General features: G+C 37.8%; 14 protein-coding genes. All 14 read left to right on the top strand.

Translation table 11 applies throughout. The annotated features are described in order from the left end of the window. Positions 1-124 precede the first annotated feature (124 nt). The 14 genes from BM179_RS12360 (at position 125) to BM179_RS12295 (ending at position 15,551) form a co-directional block, all read left to right on the top strand. Positions 125-334 (top strand): hypothetical protein, encoded by a 210-nt coding sequence (locus tag BM179_RS12360; protein ID WP_092017245.1) that lies wholly within the window; start codon positions 125-127, stop codon positions 332-334. Positions 335-378: 44 nt separating this feature from the next. After that, positions 379-576, top strand: a complete 198-nt coding sequence (locus BM179_RS12355; RefSeq protein WP_092017243.1) for a hypothetical protein — start codon at positions 379-381, stop codon at positions 574-576. A gap of 6 nt (positions 577-582) precedes the next feature. After that, complete coding sequence (locus BM179_RS12350; protein WP_092017240.1) at positions 583-1,800, top strand: radical SAM protein; 1,218 nt, start codon at positions 583-585, stop codon at positions 1,798-1,800. Between the two features lie 11 nt (positions 1,801-1,811). Next, the gene (locus BM179_RS12345) at positions 1,812-4,112 is read left to right on the top strand and encodes a peptidase domain-containing ABC transporter (RefSeq protein ID WP_092017238.1); all 2,301 of its coding nucleotides are present in this window, start codon (positions 1,812-1,814) and stop codon (positions 4,110-4,112) included. Between the two features lie 4 nt (positions 4,113-4,116). After that, a complete protein-coding gene (locus tag BM179_RS12340; RefSeq protein WP_092017236.1) occupies positions 4,117-4,836 on the top strand; it encodes an HlyD family secretion protein in 720 nt (239 codons plus the stop codon). A gap of 64 nt (positions 4,837-4,900) precedes the next feature. Next, on the top strand, positions 4,901-7,303 hold the full coding sequence (locus BM179_RS12335) for a TonB-dependent receptor (RefSeq protein ID WP_092017234.1): 2,403 nt from the start codon (positions 4,901-4,903) through the stop codon (positions 7,301-7,303). 24 nt (positions 7,304-7,327) lie between these two features. Then, positions 7,328-7,954 (top strand): hypothetical protein, encoded by a 627-nt coding sequence (locus BM179_RS12330; protein WP_092017232.1) that lies wholly within the window; start codon positions 7,328-7,330, stop codon positions 7,952-7,954. Between the two features lie 307 nt (positions 7,955-8,261). Then, positions 8,262-8,483, top strand: a complete 222-nt coding sequence (locus BM179_RS12325; RefSeq protein WP_092017230.1) for a hypothetical protein — start codon at positions 8,262-8,264, stop codon at positions 8,481-8,483. Positions 8,484-8,787: 304 nt separating this feature from the next. Continuing rightward, the gene (locus BM179_RS12320; protein WP_092017228.1) at positions 8,788-10,101 is read left to right on the top strand and encodes a radical SAM protein; all 1,314 of its coding nucleotides are present in this window, start codon (positions 8,788-8,790) and stop codon (positions 10,099-10,101) included. A 26-nt stretch (positions 10,102-10,127) separates the two neighbouring features. Next, positions 10,128-11,411 (top strand): radical SAM protein, encoded by a 1,284-nt coding sequence (locus BM179_RS12315; RefSeq protein WP_092017226.1) that lies wholly within the window; start codon positions 10,128-10,130, stop codon positions 11,409-11,411. 11 nt (positions 11,412-11,422) lie between these two features. After that, a complete protein-coding gene (locus BM179_RS12310; protein ID WP_092017224.1) occupies positions 11,423-12,574 on the top strand; it encodes a 2OG-Fe(II) oxygenase family protein in 1,152 nt (383 codons plus the stop codon). A 9-nt stretch (positions 12,575-12,583) separates the two neighbouring features. Continuing rightward, a complete protein-coding gene (locus BM179_RS12305) occupies positions 12,584-13,072 on the top strand; it encodes a glutathione peroxidase (protein ID WP_092017222.1) in 489 nt (162 codons plus the stop codon). Next, positions 13,069-14,670: an alkaline phosphatase PafA gene (gene pafA / locus BM179_RS12300; RefSeq protein WP_092017220.1), complete on the top strand. Its 1,602-nt coding sequence runs from the start codon at positions 13,069-13,071 to the stop codon at positions 14,668-14,670. The genes BM179_RS12305 and pafA overlap by 4 nt, the downstream gene beginning before the upstream one ends. A gap of 41 nt (positions 14,671-14,711) precedes the next feature. After that, entirely contained in the window at positions 14,712-15,551 is an 840-nt protein-coding gene (locus tag BM179_RS12295; protein WP_092017218.1) for a hypothetical protein, read from the top strand. Positions 15,552-15,778 lie beyond the last annotated feature (227 nt).

Below are 15,778 nucleotides of genomic sequence, written 5' to 3'. Positions count from 1 at the left end.
TTAGAAGTTCTACATCTTTTATATCGAAAAAAATACAATGCTTGTAGGAAATATCAGCACCTTGATCTAAAGTAAAAGTATCTTTTTGCTATAAGCATGAACTTAGGTATAAACTTTTAAGACCATGAAAAAAACGTTATCCCATATTTTAGGAAAAATCGAACAACAGGATGACATACTGAATTTGCATCAGAAGGAGGGTGCAGAATCAATTGAACTGCTGCCTGATAACTACTCCGAAAAAATCAGAGGGGGGGATAAAGAATATACCCCTATGTATAATGAAATGCAAGAGTCTGCCTGGCAGAATCCGACGATTCTCCTGAATCTTTAAGATTTTGGTATTAATGAGTTTAAACAAATTAAACAATTGAAAAGATGTCAAAGAAAAAATTTTTCTTCAGCAAAAAAGATGAGGACGTGCAGAAAAAAGCACTTGATCATTTTAATAAAGAAGGGCAGAAAATATCAGGGGAGGATGTTACCGGAGGCCAATGGGTAGAGAATTCACAAGGATCGGGATGGGTGGAAGCTGTAGGTGGAAAAAATAGCCCTTTGGACAGTGATAATATCTGATAACTTATGGATCCCTTGAAATGTCAGGCTTTAATTTTAAAAATCGCTAGCAGATGTAATTTAAACTGTGACTATTGTTACATTTATAACAAGGGAGATTATACGTATTTAAAACAACCAAAATTAATGAGTAATGAGGTTGTTGATGCTATTATTGAGAGAGTTAAAGAGCATTGCAGTCTGCATGATCAGAAGTTTTTTGAATTTGTTTTTCATGGAGGAGAACCTCTTCTGGCTCCCCGTGAATTTTTTAAATCATTTGTCGGAAAGGCAAGAGAGAGACTTAAAGGAATAAAAGTCGGCTTTACCTTGCAGACAAATGGTGTACTGCTTGATAATGAATGGTGTAAAACACTCGGGCTGCTGGATATCAGTGTAGGTGTAAGTATTGATGGCTTACAGGAAACGCACGATTTACACCGAAAATATCACAATGGAAACGGTTCATATTATGATACTATTCGCGGGCTTAAAATCGCTCAGAATTCACCGTTTTTAAGGAATAATGTTGGAATCCTGATGGTTATTGATGTAGAATCAGATCCGGTTGAAGTGTATAATCAATTACGCTTTTTAGGGACCAGATACATAAATTTCCTCCTGCCGTATGGTAATTATGAAAATACCCCGACAGGCTTGTTATATCAGGAAAGAAAAGAGGGCAAAACGCTCTATGCAGACTGGCTTATCGAGATTTTTAATATCTGGTGGCATTCTGACCAGAAGATTGAAATCCGCATTTTTAAGCAGGTTGTTGAATTAATACTCGGAATAGATAACGGATTTGAATACTGGGGGCAAAGGCGTAGTGAATTTCTCGTCATTGAAACTGATGGAAGTATTGAAGCTGTAGGAGCGCTGAAACTTTGCGGACACGGATTTACAAAGGCTGATATGAACGTGCTCAATAATACAATTGATGATGCGCTGGAGACTGAACTGGCCAAAAACTATCAGTTAAGTCACGAAATCCTTTGTCAGCAATGTCAGGAATGCCCGGTTGTGGAAGTATGCGGGGGCGGTTTTTTCCCTCACCGGTACCGTAGTTCCAACGGGTTTAATAACCCTTCGGTTTACTGCCTTAATCTGCTGAAGCTAATCACTCATATCCAGAATGTAGTGCTGGATACTATGCCCAAAGAATTAATAAGTGAAGGAGAGATGGAGAAATTGACTTTTTCAATTATTAAAGAAGAGTATATTGAATCGTTTACGTATATTTAAATGCGTTTGCCATGAACCAGAAATACAAATACTTTCGGCAATTAGATTACATGGATTGTGGTCCTACCTGTCTCAGGATGATTGCGTCTTTCTATGGTAAAAATTATTCTATGGATTTCCTCAGAGCGAACGCATACATTACGCGTTCGGGGGTTAGTCTATTGGGAATAAGTGAAGCTGCCGAGAAAGTAGGATTTAAGACGCTCGCAGTTAAACTAAATTACCGGCAACTTGCCGAAGAAGCTCCGCTTCCGTGTATTCTTCACTGGAACCAGGAGCATTTTGTGGTTCTTTATGACATAAAAAAGAGCTTCTGGAGTTTTCTTCCCGGAGAGCACAAAGAAAGAATTATTGTAGGTGACCCGGGACATAATCTGGTTACAATAGATAAAGAAACACTGATGAAATGCTGGGTGAGTACTACCGGAGATAAGGGGATTGCCCTGCTGGTAGAGCCAACCAATGAATTTTATCAGAACCATGAGGAACAGAAAGATGAAAAATTAGGATTTAAATTCCTCTTCGAATACCTTGCCCCTTACCGCAAATACCTGGCGCAACTGCTTATCAGTATGCTTTTCAGCAGTTTACTTGCCCTTGTTTTTCCTTTTCTGACGCAGAGCCTGGTTGATTACGGGATCCATCGTCAGGACTTTGGCTTCATACACCTGATTTTATTTTCACAGCTGTTGCTTTTTCTGGGAGGAATGGGTGTTGATATGATCAGGAACTGGATATTGCTGCATATTAATACGCGGATGAGCGTCTCAATCATTTCAAATTTTCTGGTGAAATTGATGAAACTGCCCATTAATTTCTTTGAATCGAAGAACGTCGGGGATATAACACAAAGGATTAATGACCATCACCGGATAGAAACCTTCCTGACGGGGTCTACCTTACAGACTTTTTTCTCGCTGGTAAACCTCTTAATCTTTTCTGTGGTGCTGGGACTGTACAGCTCAAGTTTATTACTCATCTTTTCTATCGGGAGTGCGATATCTATTGTCTGGGTTCTGATATTTCTTAATCAGCGAAAAAATCTGGACTACCGGAGATTTCAGCAGATGAGAGAAAATCAGAATAGTTTGTATGAGCTTATCACAGGTATGCAAGAGATAAAACTGAATAACTGTGAAAAAGCAAGAAGATGGGAATGGGAAAGAATTCAGGCAAAACTCTTTAAAATCAATATCAAAAGTCTTGCCTTAGAACAATATCAGGAAATAGGATCAACATTTACTACCCAGTTGAAAAATATACTTATTTCTTATGCTTCAGCAATGGCGGTGATGAACCATGAGATAACACTGGGGGTAATGTTGAGTATTTCGTATATCGTAGGACAAATGAACGGGCCTCTTTCTCAGTTGATTAAATTCATGAGAAGTATTCAGGATGCTAAGATAAGTCTGGACCGTTTGGGAGAGATTCATAACAGACCGAATGAAGAACTGGATGAAGATACAGACAGTATGTTGTCAACGCTGCCATTCCATACTGATTTTGATGAACAGGAAGTGAAACGTGCCAACATCTTCCTCAGTAGTTCGCAAAAGATTGAAGAAAAGGGAATTACATTAAGAAATGTATCTTTCAGATATGGCGTGCCTCAGTCGGCTCTGGTGCTGAAAAACATCAACCTGCATATTCCAAAGGGGAAAGTTACAGCTATCGTCGGAGCAAGCGGAAGTGGAAAAACCACTTTGTTGAAACTCTTGCTTAAATTCTATAATCCTATTGACGGAGAACTTCTGGTGGATGGAATAAGCATGGGGGAAATCTCTGCAAAAGCCTGGCGAAAGAAATGCGGTACGGTAATGCAGGATGGCTATATATTTTCAGATACCATTGCAAGAAATATTGCGGTTGACGGGGAAAGAATCGAAGAGGAAAGGATGATGAATGCTATTCATGTCGCAAATATCTCAGACTATATTAAAAAACTTCCTTTAGGATTTACCACTAAAATCGGAAACGCAGGGGCCGGGTTAAGTGGTGGTCAACGGCAAAGAATTTTTATCGCCAGAGCTGTCTATAAGAATCCTTCATACTTGTTCTTTGATGAAGCTACGAGCGCTTTGGATGCCAATAATGAGAGAATTATTATGAGGAATATGGATGATTTTTTTGAAGGTAAAACCGTTGTGGTTATTGCTCACCGCTTAAGTACTGTGAAAAATGCCGACCAGATTGTAGTACTTGAAAACGGAGAGGTAAAGGAAATCGGAACACATACGTCACTTACCTCTGCTAAACGAGGGGTTTATTATGAATTGGTAAAAAATCAGTTAGAACTCGAATCAGCTTAAAGACATGCCAGCCGCACAACATACTAACTTCGAGCTTCGGAGTGAAGAGATTCAGGAAATAATTGGCCACGTACCACACTGGATTGTACGCTGGGGGATATCTGTGATTGTTTCTGTATTTCTTATCTTCATTTTTTGCTCCTATTTTGTCAGGTTTCCTGATACTTTCGAAACAAAAGTTATGATTAATTCGAAAGAACAGCCAAGTAAACTTGGCTGGTATAAATCTGATGGCCTTGAGTATCAGCCTGTCGTAAAGGATTCCCAACGTGTAAACAGAGGAGATACTCTTTTGGTGGAAAACAATCTGACCACACGCAGGAAACAATATTTTACAGCCTCTATCGGCGGGCAGGTTTTTATCGTAAAAGGAATTGAAAATAACCCCCGGAAAAATATTATGGTCATATATCCTCCGATCAGCGGGTATAATGTTCAGCTGAGTATTCCTATGAAAGGAGCAGGAAAAGCCAAAAAGGGTCAGAATGTATTGATCCGGTTAGATAATTATCCCTCGGAGGAATTTGGCTTTGTAGAAGGACAAATCATCTCGCTGGTTCCTGTCATGATCGATAACTATTACAGAGCTGAAGTAAAGCTGACCAATGGTCTCACTACTAACATGGGGGTTAAGCTTCCTTTACAGCATTTCCTGTTAGGAAGCGCAGAAATCATTTTAGAAGAGAAGAACCTCTTTCAGAGAATATTCGGAATTAAGTTTTAGCGGTATTCAAACAGCATTCATGATTAGAAGATTTGATCCTTAAAGCGTTTTAAATTAATTTGTTATGAAAAGGGGAATATTTTTCTATATTATTTTCATGCTTATTCACCTTTCAGGATTGGCACAGGATACAGGAAATAATGCTTTTTCAATCGAAGGGAAAGCGTTGGATCCGGAAGGAAAGCCAGTTGAATTTGCAAACGTTATTTTACACGCTTCGGCTGATTCTTCTTTTGTCAAAGGGGTTGTTACCGATAGTTCCGGCAGGTTTATTATTTATTTGGGGCAGACAACAAAAAATAAATTTTTCCTGAGCATTTCATTTATAGGCTTTAAAAAATACTTTTCTCCTGAAATCTTACTGAATGAAACAAATCCAAAGATAAATCTTGGAGCAATATCTCTCATTTCTGATGAAAAAGTGCTTCAGGAAGTGGTTGTAAAAGGAGAGAGGCCGGCTGTTGAAAAGCAATTGGGTAAATTAATAATTAATGTAAGTAACTCCTTTTTTAATACTTCAAGCAATGCTTTTGACGTATTAAATCATTCTCCTGGCGTTATCGTTGACAAGGATGGGGGAATTTCTATCAGAGGAAAAAATAATCCTCAGTTAATGATTGATGGAAAGCCTGCTACCAATGCCGATGTAAAAAGTCTGAGCTCTGCAGATATTGAAAAAATAGAGATTATTTCAAACGCCGGAGCAAGGTATGATGCTGAAAGTAAGGGAGTAATAAATGTGATACTAAAACGTGATAAAACGCTTGGAATAAGTGGAAATGCCAATGCTGAATATGAATACAAACGTTTTTCTCAATATGGGACCGGACTTAGTTTAACCTATAAAACACCGAAAATTGCTTATTTTGGCAGAGGAAGTTATTTTTCCTATAAGGTTCAGAATGATTTTATCCTGAAAAGAACCACAGATCTGGGTGTTTTTGATCAGGTTTCATCATTAATCATGGACCCTCATGGCTATCATTTCAGAGTCGGGGCAGATTATTTCCTGTCTCCAAGACAAACTTTGGGTGTTCTGGTAAGAGGGTTTGAGCATCCCTATGGAACGGTTAATACCGGACAGGCAATAGTTACTGAAACGGACAGACAATATAAGATAAACACCTTGAGTAATATTGACAGAACAAACCAGGGTTTATCATATAATCTTAACTATAAAGGTTTTCTTGATGAAGCAAAAAAAGGAGAATTAGTGGCTGATTTGAACTATGCTACCTTTAAAAACAGCGGAAACCAGATGCTGGAATCAAGAACATTTTTTCAGGAATCATCTTCCGGTAATTTGTCCAGTTTGCAGAATGTCTCCAGGTTTTCGACCACTATAAAAAGCTTTAATATCGACTATTCTAAATCAATCACTGAAAATACAAAGTTTGAAGTCGGCACAAAAAACAGCTGGATTAAAACGGAAAATTACCTGAAAATTGACACGCTTGCCAATGGATTATGGATAAATGACGAATTACGAAGTAATGAATTTATTTATAATGAAAATATTTTTGCTGTTTACGGTATGATTACGCAAAAGATCGGGAAGGGGAAAGTGGAAGCCGGGTTAAGATTTGAGAAAACTTCCACGAAAGGAAACTCCGTAACTATTAACAAAATTAATGAAAGGACATACGATCGGCTACTTCCCAGCATTCAATACGAATATAACATTAACGAAGATAATACCTTGAGTTTTGCCTATGCAATGAAGCTCACCAGGCCTTCGTTTGAAGCATTAAATCCTTTTACACTTTTCATCGACAAATATACCTATATCGAAGGAAATCCTTCATTATTACCCGAAAATGTCAGTTCTTATGAGCTTTCTTTTGCTCATAAAGACTGGTCTGCTACGCTTGCATATTCGAGACAAACAGACATTATTACGCAGCTTCCGCAAAGAGTTGGTACAGGGAATACTTACAAATACACTATGTTGAACCTTGACAAGGGAGAAGCGTATTCTTTAGATTTTAACCTGCCTCTAAACCTTACAAGCTGGTGGAAAATCCAGGGATATTTTCAGTTAGCCTACGAACGTTATACATCCCGTTACCTTACCAGTACGTTTGATAACGAACGAGTCAGCTATTATTTGAAAACTTCAAGTGTGTTCAAATTACCGAAAGGCATAACATTTGACCTTTCTTTCTACTACCAGTCTCCGAGTATAGCCGGTTTTTACCGAACAAAAGATGTGTATGAATTGTCTGGTGGATTTCAGAAAAATGTAATTAAAGACAGAGGAAGTTTAAGCCTTACTTTTTCAGATATTCTTTATTCATTCAGGTCTTATAATATCGCTAATTATCTGGATATCAATTTGGAACAGAATCAAAAGCGTAATACACAGGGAGCAAGACTGAACTTTACCTATAAGTTTGGTAAATCTGTCTTCAAGCAGAAACCTAAAAAAATCAGTAGTAGTGATGAAGAAAACCGGGTCGGAAATTAATACATCGGTGGAAAAATCATCATCATGAATTTTTTTGGTACAAAAGAGATGTTCTCATACATTCAGCAGATTAATATGAACAGGAATAGTACTGATAAACCTTTTGTATATCACGGATCATCCAGACAAGGGTTATCAGTTATTCTGCCAAACACCAGTACCCATTTCAGGAACTGGGTTTATGCCTCCCGTGAAAAAGTTGTAGCTTCAGCCTTTTTAAATACATGGGGGGGAGATTTCGGCTGTTCTATCGGCCGGGATTATTATTCAGGTATAATTTATATTTGTGAAAGGCAGCCCGGCGCTTTTGAGAAGAGATATGCCGGTAAAGAAGCCTCTCTTTATAAATTACCCGGTACTTCTTTTGAACAGGATGACTCCTGCTGGATTGAAGAATTGATTTCCAAAGAATCAGTTATTCCTTTCCAGGAAGAAAAAATTGATGATGTTGCCTCTTATCTTGAAAATTTTCAAAGAGAAGGGAAATTGATTATTAAGCGCTTTCCTGAGAAAATAAGCCTGATTCCATCAGATGATTCTGATCTTTTAAGAAAAGCACTGAAGTGGAGTTCTGAACTTGGAGAGGAGTTTTTACAAAGCCTGGCCGTTATAAATCCACCTGTTTTTGAGAAAGTTTTAAGTCATTTATAAGCGTGAAAATTGATAACGGTAATTAGTAAAGTTTCATCTAAGAAAACAGGGTATTAATCGAAAAACCCAAAATCGTAAACTTAAATGAGCTAACTTTATTTCAGAAATCAAGAGCAGGGAAATTAAACAGGATCCATTACAGCAACGATCTAAGTCCCATTTCATAACAAAACCACCCTGCTTTCAGTAATCCTTAATAGTTAAGATTATCCAGGGAAAACCAGGAACCATTTAGCAACAGCGTGACAATCGTCGTGTTTTTATTTTAGAATTTCTTAATTTTTTTAACTATAAACAACTGTATATTATGGAACCGAATGCAAATGAAAATTCGCAAAACACAACTGTAAAACAAGTACGTCTTACTGATGAGCAAAGAGCAAAATTGAAAGATGTTTTTGCTTCTCTTGAAAATGAGGCTCTGAAAGAGGCACTTGATGAAATCACCGGCGGTAATGTAGCTGTTGCTTTTAAAGAAGCTCATGCAAGTGGTGGCTGGAAAATGAGTAGCGCTGCTGCTTTAGAATAGGAAGGCATACTCCCATCAGACCCGGACTCTATCAATCTTTTTTCCGTTAAAATCAATCTCTGGCAAAGACAAGCTTTAGAAGCACTGATTGAAAGCATTTCAATCAATGAAATTTCTTTGATTCCCCATAAATAGATTTGGAACACGGATAAAAGATTGATAGAGTTCTGGTCTGTAAAGGACCGGATTTATAGCTCAGGTTCTTTATCAGGCTTCTCTTCAGAAGAATCTTTCAAATGGAAAGATCGAAAAAAACTATTCGTATATACTAATGCGTTAAATAAACATTGAAAATAGAATTCCCATGGAGCCAATTACACATAATAGCGAATTAAGGATAAAATATCTGGTAGTAAAAGTTGCCAGTCGTTGTAATCTGAATTGTACCTATTGTTATATGTATAATCTTGGAGATAATAGTTATCTGAATCAACCTAAGGTAATGAGTGCTAAAGTTGTAGATGCTATTATCGATAAAGCTTTGGGACATTGCAAAAGAATGGGAATAGATTTCTTTGTATTCTCTTTTCACGGAGGGGAACCGCTTTTGGCAGGTAAACCTTTTTTTAAAAGCTTTGTGAAAAAAGCCGAAGAAAAATTCCTTCCGGAAAAAATTCAGCCTTACTTCGCTCTTCAGACAAATGGTGTTTTATTAACTGATGACTGGTGCCAGCACTTTGCAGAACTTGGCATTGAAATTACGATCAGTCTTGACGGAGATAAAGAAACCAATGATAAATACAGAATCGATCATAAAGGACGTGGAAGCTATGATCGGGTAGTAAAAGGATTAAAAATTGCAAAAAATTCTACACATAAGATTTTACCTCCTGGTGTTTTGTCCGTAATTAATATTTATGCAGATCCGGTAAGTGTTTATCAGCATTTCAAAGATTTGGATATTCATTGGTTCGACCTGAATCACCCTGATGCTAATTATGATTCCTTACCTCCTGAATACTCACCTTCACCTGACTCGACGCCTTATGCCGATTGGCTGATTAAAATGTTTGATGTCTGGTTTGCAGAAAAGAAAGATGATAAAAGACCTCAGATCAGACTTTTTGATGATATCGTCCGATCGGTACTGGGCTTCAACCAGTCGACTGATGCCCTGGGAAATCACAGAAGTGAAGTGCTGGTGGTTGAAACCGACGGAGGACTTGAAGCCGTTGATACCCTTAAGGTTTGCGGGGATGGTTTTACCAAAAATTCATTAAATGTACTTCGGAATGAATTTGATGAGGTTTTCAATGATGACCTTGTTGAACTCTATGAAAACAGCCATGCCATGCTTCCTGCAAAATGCCTGGTTTGTCCGATCAAAGATATATGCGGCGGCGGTTATATTCCTCACAGATATAGCAGTGAAAATGGATTCAATAATCCTTCCATTTATTGTAATGACTGGCTGAAGCTCATTCTTCATATCAGAAATAAAATAGTAAGTCTGATCCCTGTAGAAAACAGAGAAGACCAGAATCTGAATCTGATGGATTATAAAGAGGCTCTTGATATCATGGAGTATCTGGAAAAAGATTGCATTTCTCCATACACTGAAGCTTTGGAAAAATTCAGGAAGCATGAACAGCAACTGGAAGAATTGGTATTGGTTTAATTCCTGATAACGTAAATAATACTGGCATGAATAATTATTTATCAACACTCCGTGCCACAATTGTGGTAGTGAAAATCGCTAGCAGATGTAACCTGAATTGCTCTTATTGTTACATGTATAATATGGGTGACCAGACATATCTCTCACAGCCTAAAGTAATGAGTGATAAGGTGGTTGATAAATTAATAGAAAGAATTCTCGGCCATTGCAAACTTCATAATATTGACAATTATGAAATAGTCCTGCATGGCGGAGAACCTTTGCTTGCCGGAAAAGAGTTTTTTAGAAAATTTGTGTCAAAAGCCAATAAAATTTTGGTAGAGCAGGGAGGAATACGGGTGAGATATGTCGTACAGACCAATGGTTTATTATTATCAGATGACTGGTGTAAGCTTTTTGCTGAATTAAAAATAGGAGTGGGGGTAAGCCTTGACGGAACCCCCGAAGACAATGATCAGTATAGAATTGACCATAAAGGAAAAGGGAGTTACGACCGGATTGTGAAGGGTTTAAACCAGGCACTTAATTCGAGTTATTTTAAAGAAAAAAAGCTGGGAGTTGGGGTTTTGGCTGTTATCAATATAGATTCTGAACCGGAAGCGGTGTACGAACATTTTAAAAGCCTGTCTATAAAAAGTACAGATGTGCTGCTTCCTCTGAATAACTACGATCAGCCTGCACCGAAACCTTCTGTCAATAATGGCCTCTCAGAGGAATCACCTTATGGAGACTGGCTTGTCAGGTTATTTAACATCTGGTTTTATGATAAATCTCCTAACAGATTAAGAATCAGATTTTTTGAAGGGATTATTAAAAATTTCCTGGGCAAGAATGTTTCGTCGGATGATTTCGGGACAAAAAAATGTGAAGCGCTTGTAATAGAGACAGACGGCAGTATTGAAGCGGTTGATGCTTTAAAAGTCTGCGGAAATGGCTTTACTAAAGCCGGAGCCACACTTTTTACACATGATTTTGATGAAGCTTTACAAACGCCTTTGGCTAATTTGTATCACCTGAGTCATTTTAAACTTCCTCAAAAGTGTATGGCCTGTCCGGTAAGAGAGGTTTGCGGCGGCGGATATCTGCCTCATCGTTACGGAAATAACAAAGGATTTAATAACCCCTCAATCTATTGCGAAGACCTGCTCAAAATAATTACGCATATTCAAAACCACTTGTTTAATAATATGTCGGAAGAGTTTTTAAATCAGGCGAATGTAAGTCAGCTTGATTATCTGAAAATCAAGCGGAATTTTGCCGATTTCAATGAAGCCGAAAGCGAGGAAACACTTGAGTTAGAACACTTCTAAAGGGAAGAGCTATGGATATTACAACCCGTACGAAGCAGCCATATAATTATGCTGTACTTGACAATATTTTTCCACTGGAAAGGCTTTCTGAGTTACGTTCATTCCTGACCGGCTTTTCAGGCTGGTTTTTTCATAAACAGAGTTTTTTTGAAGTTTATGAGCTGAATCTGGATGAATATGAAAAATCTGACGGGGTTTTACTGAAAAGGACAGTTCCCGAAGAGGAAAACATTTCTTTTTCAATTCCCTCAGATTGTTCCTGGGTAAAAGACGATTCTGTTATAAATGAATTACGTTCTTTTCTGGAGCAGGAATTTCTGGTTCCCCTTGATTCCACATGCAGTATTTGTATAAATTGCCTTGTGGAAGGACAATCAATCGGTATGCATAATGATGCACCGAGGATTGGTTTTGCCACACATCGTTTTGTCGTAAATCTTAACCCTGATTATGTGGATAGTGACGGGGGACATTTCTATGTATTGAAAAAAGACGGTGAAAAACCTGAAATTGAGAAGATGATCCGTCCGATTATCAATACCGGATTTGCCTTTGAATCTAGTCCTGCCTCTTTTCATGCTGTTGGAAAAGTGAAAGAAGGCAGCCGTTTCAGTTTGATTTTTACCTATTGGCATGTAGGAAATAAAGTGATTTTAAAGCAAGAACTCGCAGAAAAAATAACTGTTTTAAAAGAAGAGGTTCTCAGAAATCCGACAGGTTTGCTTCCGCTTATTTTAGAAGAAAGCAAAAAGCTTCAACTTAAAGAAGCTCTTTATGAAAACGGAAATCTTTTTGATTATGCCCTTGAGCTTTACGCACTTTTGAAAAGCTGGGGTTGCAAGGAAAATCTTTGTTTTGCAGGTTTTGCCTTTGCCTGCTGGAATAAAATTAATGCTGAAAAGATCTCTGATATAAAGATCGGATTGGGTTCAGATACCTTGTTTATCGCTGAGTATTTCTACGGGCTTGCAGGAAATAATTCTCCCGATTTATCAGATCAGCCTTCTTCTATACAGATACTTTATTTTGCTCACATATTGGTGCGAAAAAGAATTACTTTCTTCTCTCACGAAAATTGGCTGACAGAAAAAGAGCAGCTGAGAGGAATTGAAGGAAACCTTCCCGACGAGGCCGGATATTTGTATAATTTAATTTATAAATGAGAGCATAATATGAAAAGTATTTATGAATTGTCTGTAAAAGATATTAAAGGTAAAACCGTAAGCCTTGAGGAATTTTCCGGTAAAAAACTCGTCATTTTGAACGTTGCCTCAAAATGCGCATTCACTTCTCAATATGCAGATTGGGAGGATTTTTACAGAAAAAACAATGATTCAGTGGTAGTTCTTGGTTTTCCTTCCAATGAGTTTGGTAACCAGGAACCTGGCTCGAATGATGAAATTGAGGAATTTTGCTCACTCAATTATGAAGTGACATTCCCTATGTTTTCAAAAATATCTGTAAAAGGCGGGGAAAAAGACCAATTGTATAAATGGCTTTCTGATGCTAGTCTTAACGGATGGAATAACCAGGAGCCTGTCTGGAATTTTTGCAAGTATCTGGTAAATGAAAACGGAGAGCTGATTAAATTTTTCGGCCCCGATGTAAAACCTGATAATCCTGAATTTGTAAGTACAGTTAACTTATCATTGGCATCATGAAGCTTCTGACAATCGTTTTTCTTTTAAGTAGTAATCTGTTTTACGGACAGACTTTAAAGAAGCCTAAACTGGTGGTTGGGATAGTGGTTGATCAAATGAGATATGATTACTTATACCGGTATCTGGATAAGTATTCAGACAAAGGTTTTAAAAAGCTTATAAATGAAGGGTTTAACTGTAAGAACACACAATACCATTATGCAGTTACCTTTACAGGCCCGGGCCATGCACACATATTTAACGGGTCTGTTCCGGCACTAAGCGGCATCATCGGAAATAACTGGTTTGACCGCAATAAAAACCAAAGTATCTATGTTTCCTCAGACCCTGATGTGGTAACAGTAGGAGAGGGGGGAGTGAAGTCCGGGCAGATGTCGCCAAGAAATATGCTGGTTACAAGTATCGGAGATCAGTTACGGCTTTCAAATCAATTTAAGTCGAAAGTAATCGGAATAGCGCTCAAAGACAGAGGGGCTATTTTCCCGGCAGGCCATACCGGAATGGCATACTGGTTTGATACCGCAACCGGAAACTGGATTACAAGCTCATATTATCTTCAGAACCTTCCTAAGTGGGTTCAGGAATTTAATGACAGGCATTTACCTGACGCCTACCTGAAAAATAAGTGGGAAACAATGCTCAGCGTAAATCAGTATGTTGAAAGTGAGGAAGATGATCAGCCATATGAGAATGCTGTTCTTGTGAAAAACAAAGTAACGTTTCCTTATGAACTTTCCGACTATTCAAAAATTATGTCGGCACCTGCCGGGAATACGCTTACGAAAGATTTTGCCCTTAGTGCCATCAGGAATGAAGAGCTTGGACAGCATGCATTTACAGACTTTTTATCAATAAGTTTCTCAGCGACAGACTATGTGGGTCATGCTTCCGGAACACATTCAGTAGAAATAGAAGATACCTATTTAAGATTGGATAAAGATATCGGAGAGATTATTTCTGTACTGGAGCAATCCCTGGGGAAAGAAAACATCCTGATTTTTTTGACAGCCGATCATGGTGTAGCAGATATTCCGGCTTTTTCGAAGAAAAATAAAATTAATGCCGGTGTCTATTGGGGAGGGGAAAGTATCAGTCTTACAGAGAAGGTAATAAAAAATCATTTTAATGCTTCAAAATGGATAAAGACAATGGAGAATCAGCAAATCTATTTTGATTTGGATTCTGTCTCTAAATATCCTGAGGCATTAGATAAAATTTTCCGGGGACTGAAAGACTCACTGAATACCAGAGAAGGGGTTTACACAACAATTAATTTAAAAGATTTTTCAGGGAATACCATACCTACAAATTTTGCTGAGATGATCAGAAATTCATATCATCCCGGCAGAAGCGGAGATGTTATGATTCTGCTGGAACCGGGTTGGCTGGAAGGATATACAAAGGGAACAACTCATGGAACGATGTATGCTTATGATACGCATGTTCCGCTTTTATGGTATGGATATAACATTAAAAAAAAGAATTTATATCGGAAAATCCTGATAGCAGATATTGCCCCTACCCTGGCTCAGATTTTAGATATTCTTGAACCAAGCGGAAATGTTGGTGTTCCGATTGTCGAGTTACTGAATAATTAAATATAGAAATACAATTACTTTTCACTAAAACATTTAAGACTATGTTACAGGAAGGAATAAAAATATATTTTGACTTTCAGGAGCCATTAGAGCATAGAATCTGGCTTAGCGGTGGAACGGAATCGGTAAAAGGAAGGTCGACAGCTGATTATCCTTACAGTGAATTAGCGATAAAACCGATGAAGCCCTGGAGAGCACCTTCAGAAAAGGAAATAAAGATGCTGGTGGCAAATGATGTTCCGAAAAATGAGGACTTTTCGTCAAATATTGCTGTAACTAAAATACCGGAAGAATTGATAAAACAATTGCAGGAACTCGGAGTATCAGATTTAAAATCAAAGGAGTCTGTCCTGAGTTTTTATAAAACACAGGCCTATGAAAAATCTTTTGAGCTGATTGATGAGTTTGTATGTAAGTATCAGTTTTCAGCAGAGAAAAAAGCATACTATAATTATTTCGTGGATCAGCCTGATCTCGATGTTGTTACATTGAATTACAACAAGGAAAGGGTCGGACTTCATATCGATAACAGAGATCAGCTTTCGGTTTATGACTCACAAAACGGGACCAGTATTTTCCTGTTGAACTTAAGTTCTGAAGATCGGTATTTCCTTTTTGTAAATCAGTCAGCCTCTAATATAATCGACTGGATTCAGGATAAAAAAGGAGAAAAATTACCAGGCAATTATACCGTAGAATATATCAATAAAGATTTTTCCGATTGCTTTCCTGAGTATAATGTCGTTAAACTGCGGATCAAACCATATGAAGCGTACATCGCTCCGGCGGAAAATATTATTCATGATGGCTCAACGGAAGGCTCGTCTTTACCCGGACTTAAATTTATGGCCGGAGGGTATTTCTGGTTACTGAATAACTAAACCCAAACGGTGGTAATACCGATCTGACTGTGAGAAATGTTTTATAACAAAACAACGAAGTCCGGAATGAGTGAAAGCTTCTCCTGAAACGTAAAATTCGAATTTGTATAAAACATTTCTCTTCATATTTCCTGTCTTGTTCCTGTAGGAACTTAAATTTCTGCAAAGAGGGTTAAATCGTGGATAATTTGAACCTCAAAGCCCTGTTTTCTGAATAATTGTATTTA

It is taken from the genome of Pseudarcicella hirudinis, assembly GCF_900115665.1.
GTDB classification, from domain to species: Bacteria; Bacteroidota; Bacteroidia; order Cytophagales; family Spirosomataceae; genus Pseudarcicella; species Pseudarcicella hirudinis.
This window is presented reverse-complemented; position numbering and strand designations above follow the sequence as displayed.

Excerpts from the sequence above, each read along its gene's own strand:
- BM179_RS12360 (WP_092017245.1), top strand. The coding sequence starts at position 125 with ATGAAAAAAACGTTATCCCATATTTTAGGAAAAATCGAACAACAGGAT.
- BM179_RS12355 (WP_092017243.1), top strand. The coding sequence starts at position 379 with ATGTCAAAGAAAAAATTTTTCTTCAGCAAAAAAGATGAGGACGTGCAG.
- BM179_RS12350 (WP_092017240.1), top strand. The coding sequence starts at position 583 with ATGGATCCCTTGAAATGTCAGGCTTTAATTTTAAAAATCGCTAGCAGA.
- BM179_RS12345 (WP_092017238.1), top strand. The coding sequence starts at position 1,812 with ATGAACCAGAAATACAAATACTTTCGGCAATTAGATTACATGGATTGT.
- BM179_RS12340 (WP_092017236.1), top strand. The coding sequence starts at position 4,117 with ATGCCAGCCGCACAACATACTAACTTCGAGCTTCGGAGTGAAGAGATT.
- BM179_RS12335 (WP_092017234.1), top strand. The coding sequence starts at position 4,901 with ATGAAAAGGGGAATATTTTTCTATATTATTTTCATGCTTATTCACCTT.
- BM179_RS12330 (WP_092017232.1), top strand. The coding sequence starts at position 7,328 with ATGAATTTTTTTGGTACAAAAGAGATGTTCTCATACATTCAGCAGATT.
- BM179_RS12325 (WP_092017230.1), top strand. The coding sequence starts at position 8,262 with ATGGAACCGAATGCAAATGAAAATTCGCAAAACACAACTGTAAAACAA.
- BM179_RS12320 (WP_092017228.1), top strand. The coding sequence starts at position 8,788 with ATGGAGCCAATTACACATAATAGCGAATTAAGGATAAAATATCTGGTA.
- BM179_RS12315 (WP_092017226.1), top strand. The coding sequence starts at position 10,128 with ATGAATAATTATTTATCAACACTCCGTGCCACAATTGTGGTAGTGAAA.
- BM179_RS12310 (WP_092017224.1), top strand. The coding sequence starts at position 11,423 with ATGGATATTACAACCCGTACGAAGCAGCCATATAATTATGCTGTACTT.
- BM179_RS12305 (WP_092017222.1), top strand. The coding sequence starts at position 12,584 with ATGAAAAGTATTTATGAATTGTCTGTAAAAGATATTAAAGGTAAAACC.
- pafA (WP_092017220.1), top strand. The coding sequence starts at position 13,069 with ATGAAGCTTCTGACAATCGTTTTTCTTTTAAGTAGTAATCTGTTTTAC.
- BM179_RS12295 (WP_092017218.1), top strand. The coding sequence starts at position 14,712 with ATGTTACAGGAAGGAATAAAAATATATTTTGACTTTCAGGAGCCATTA.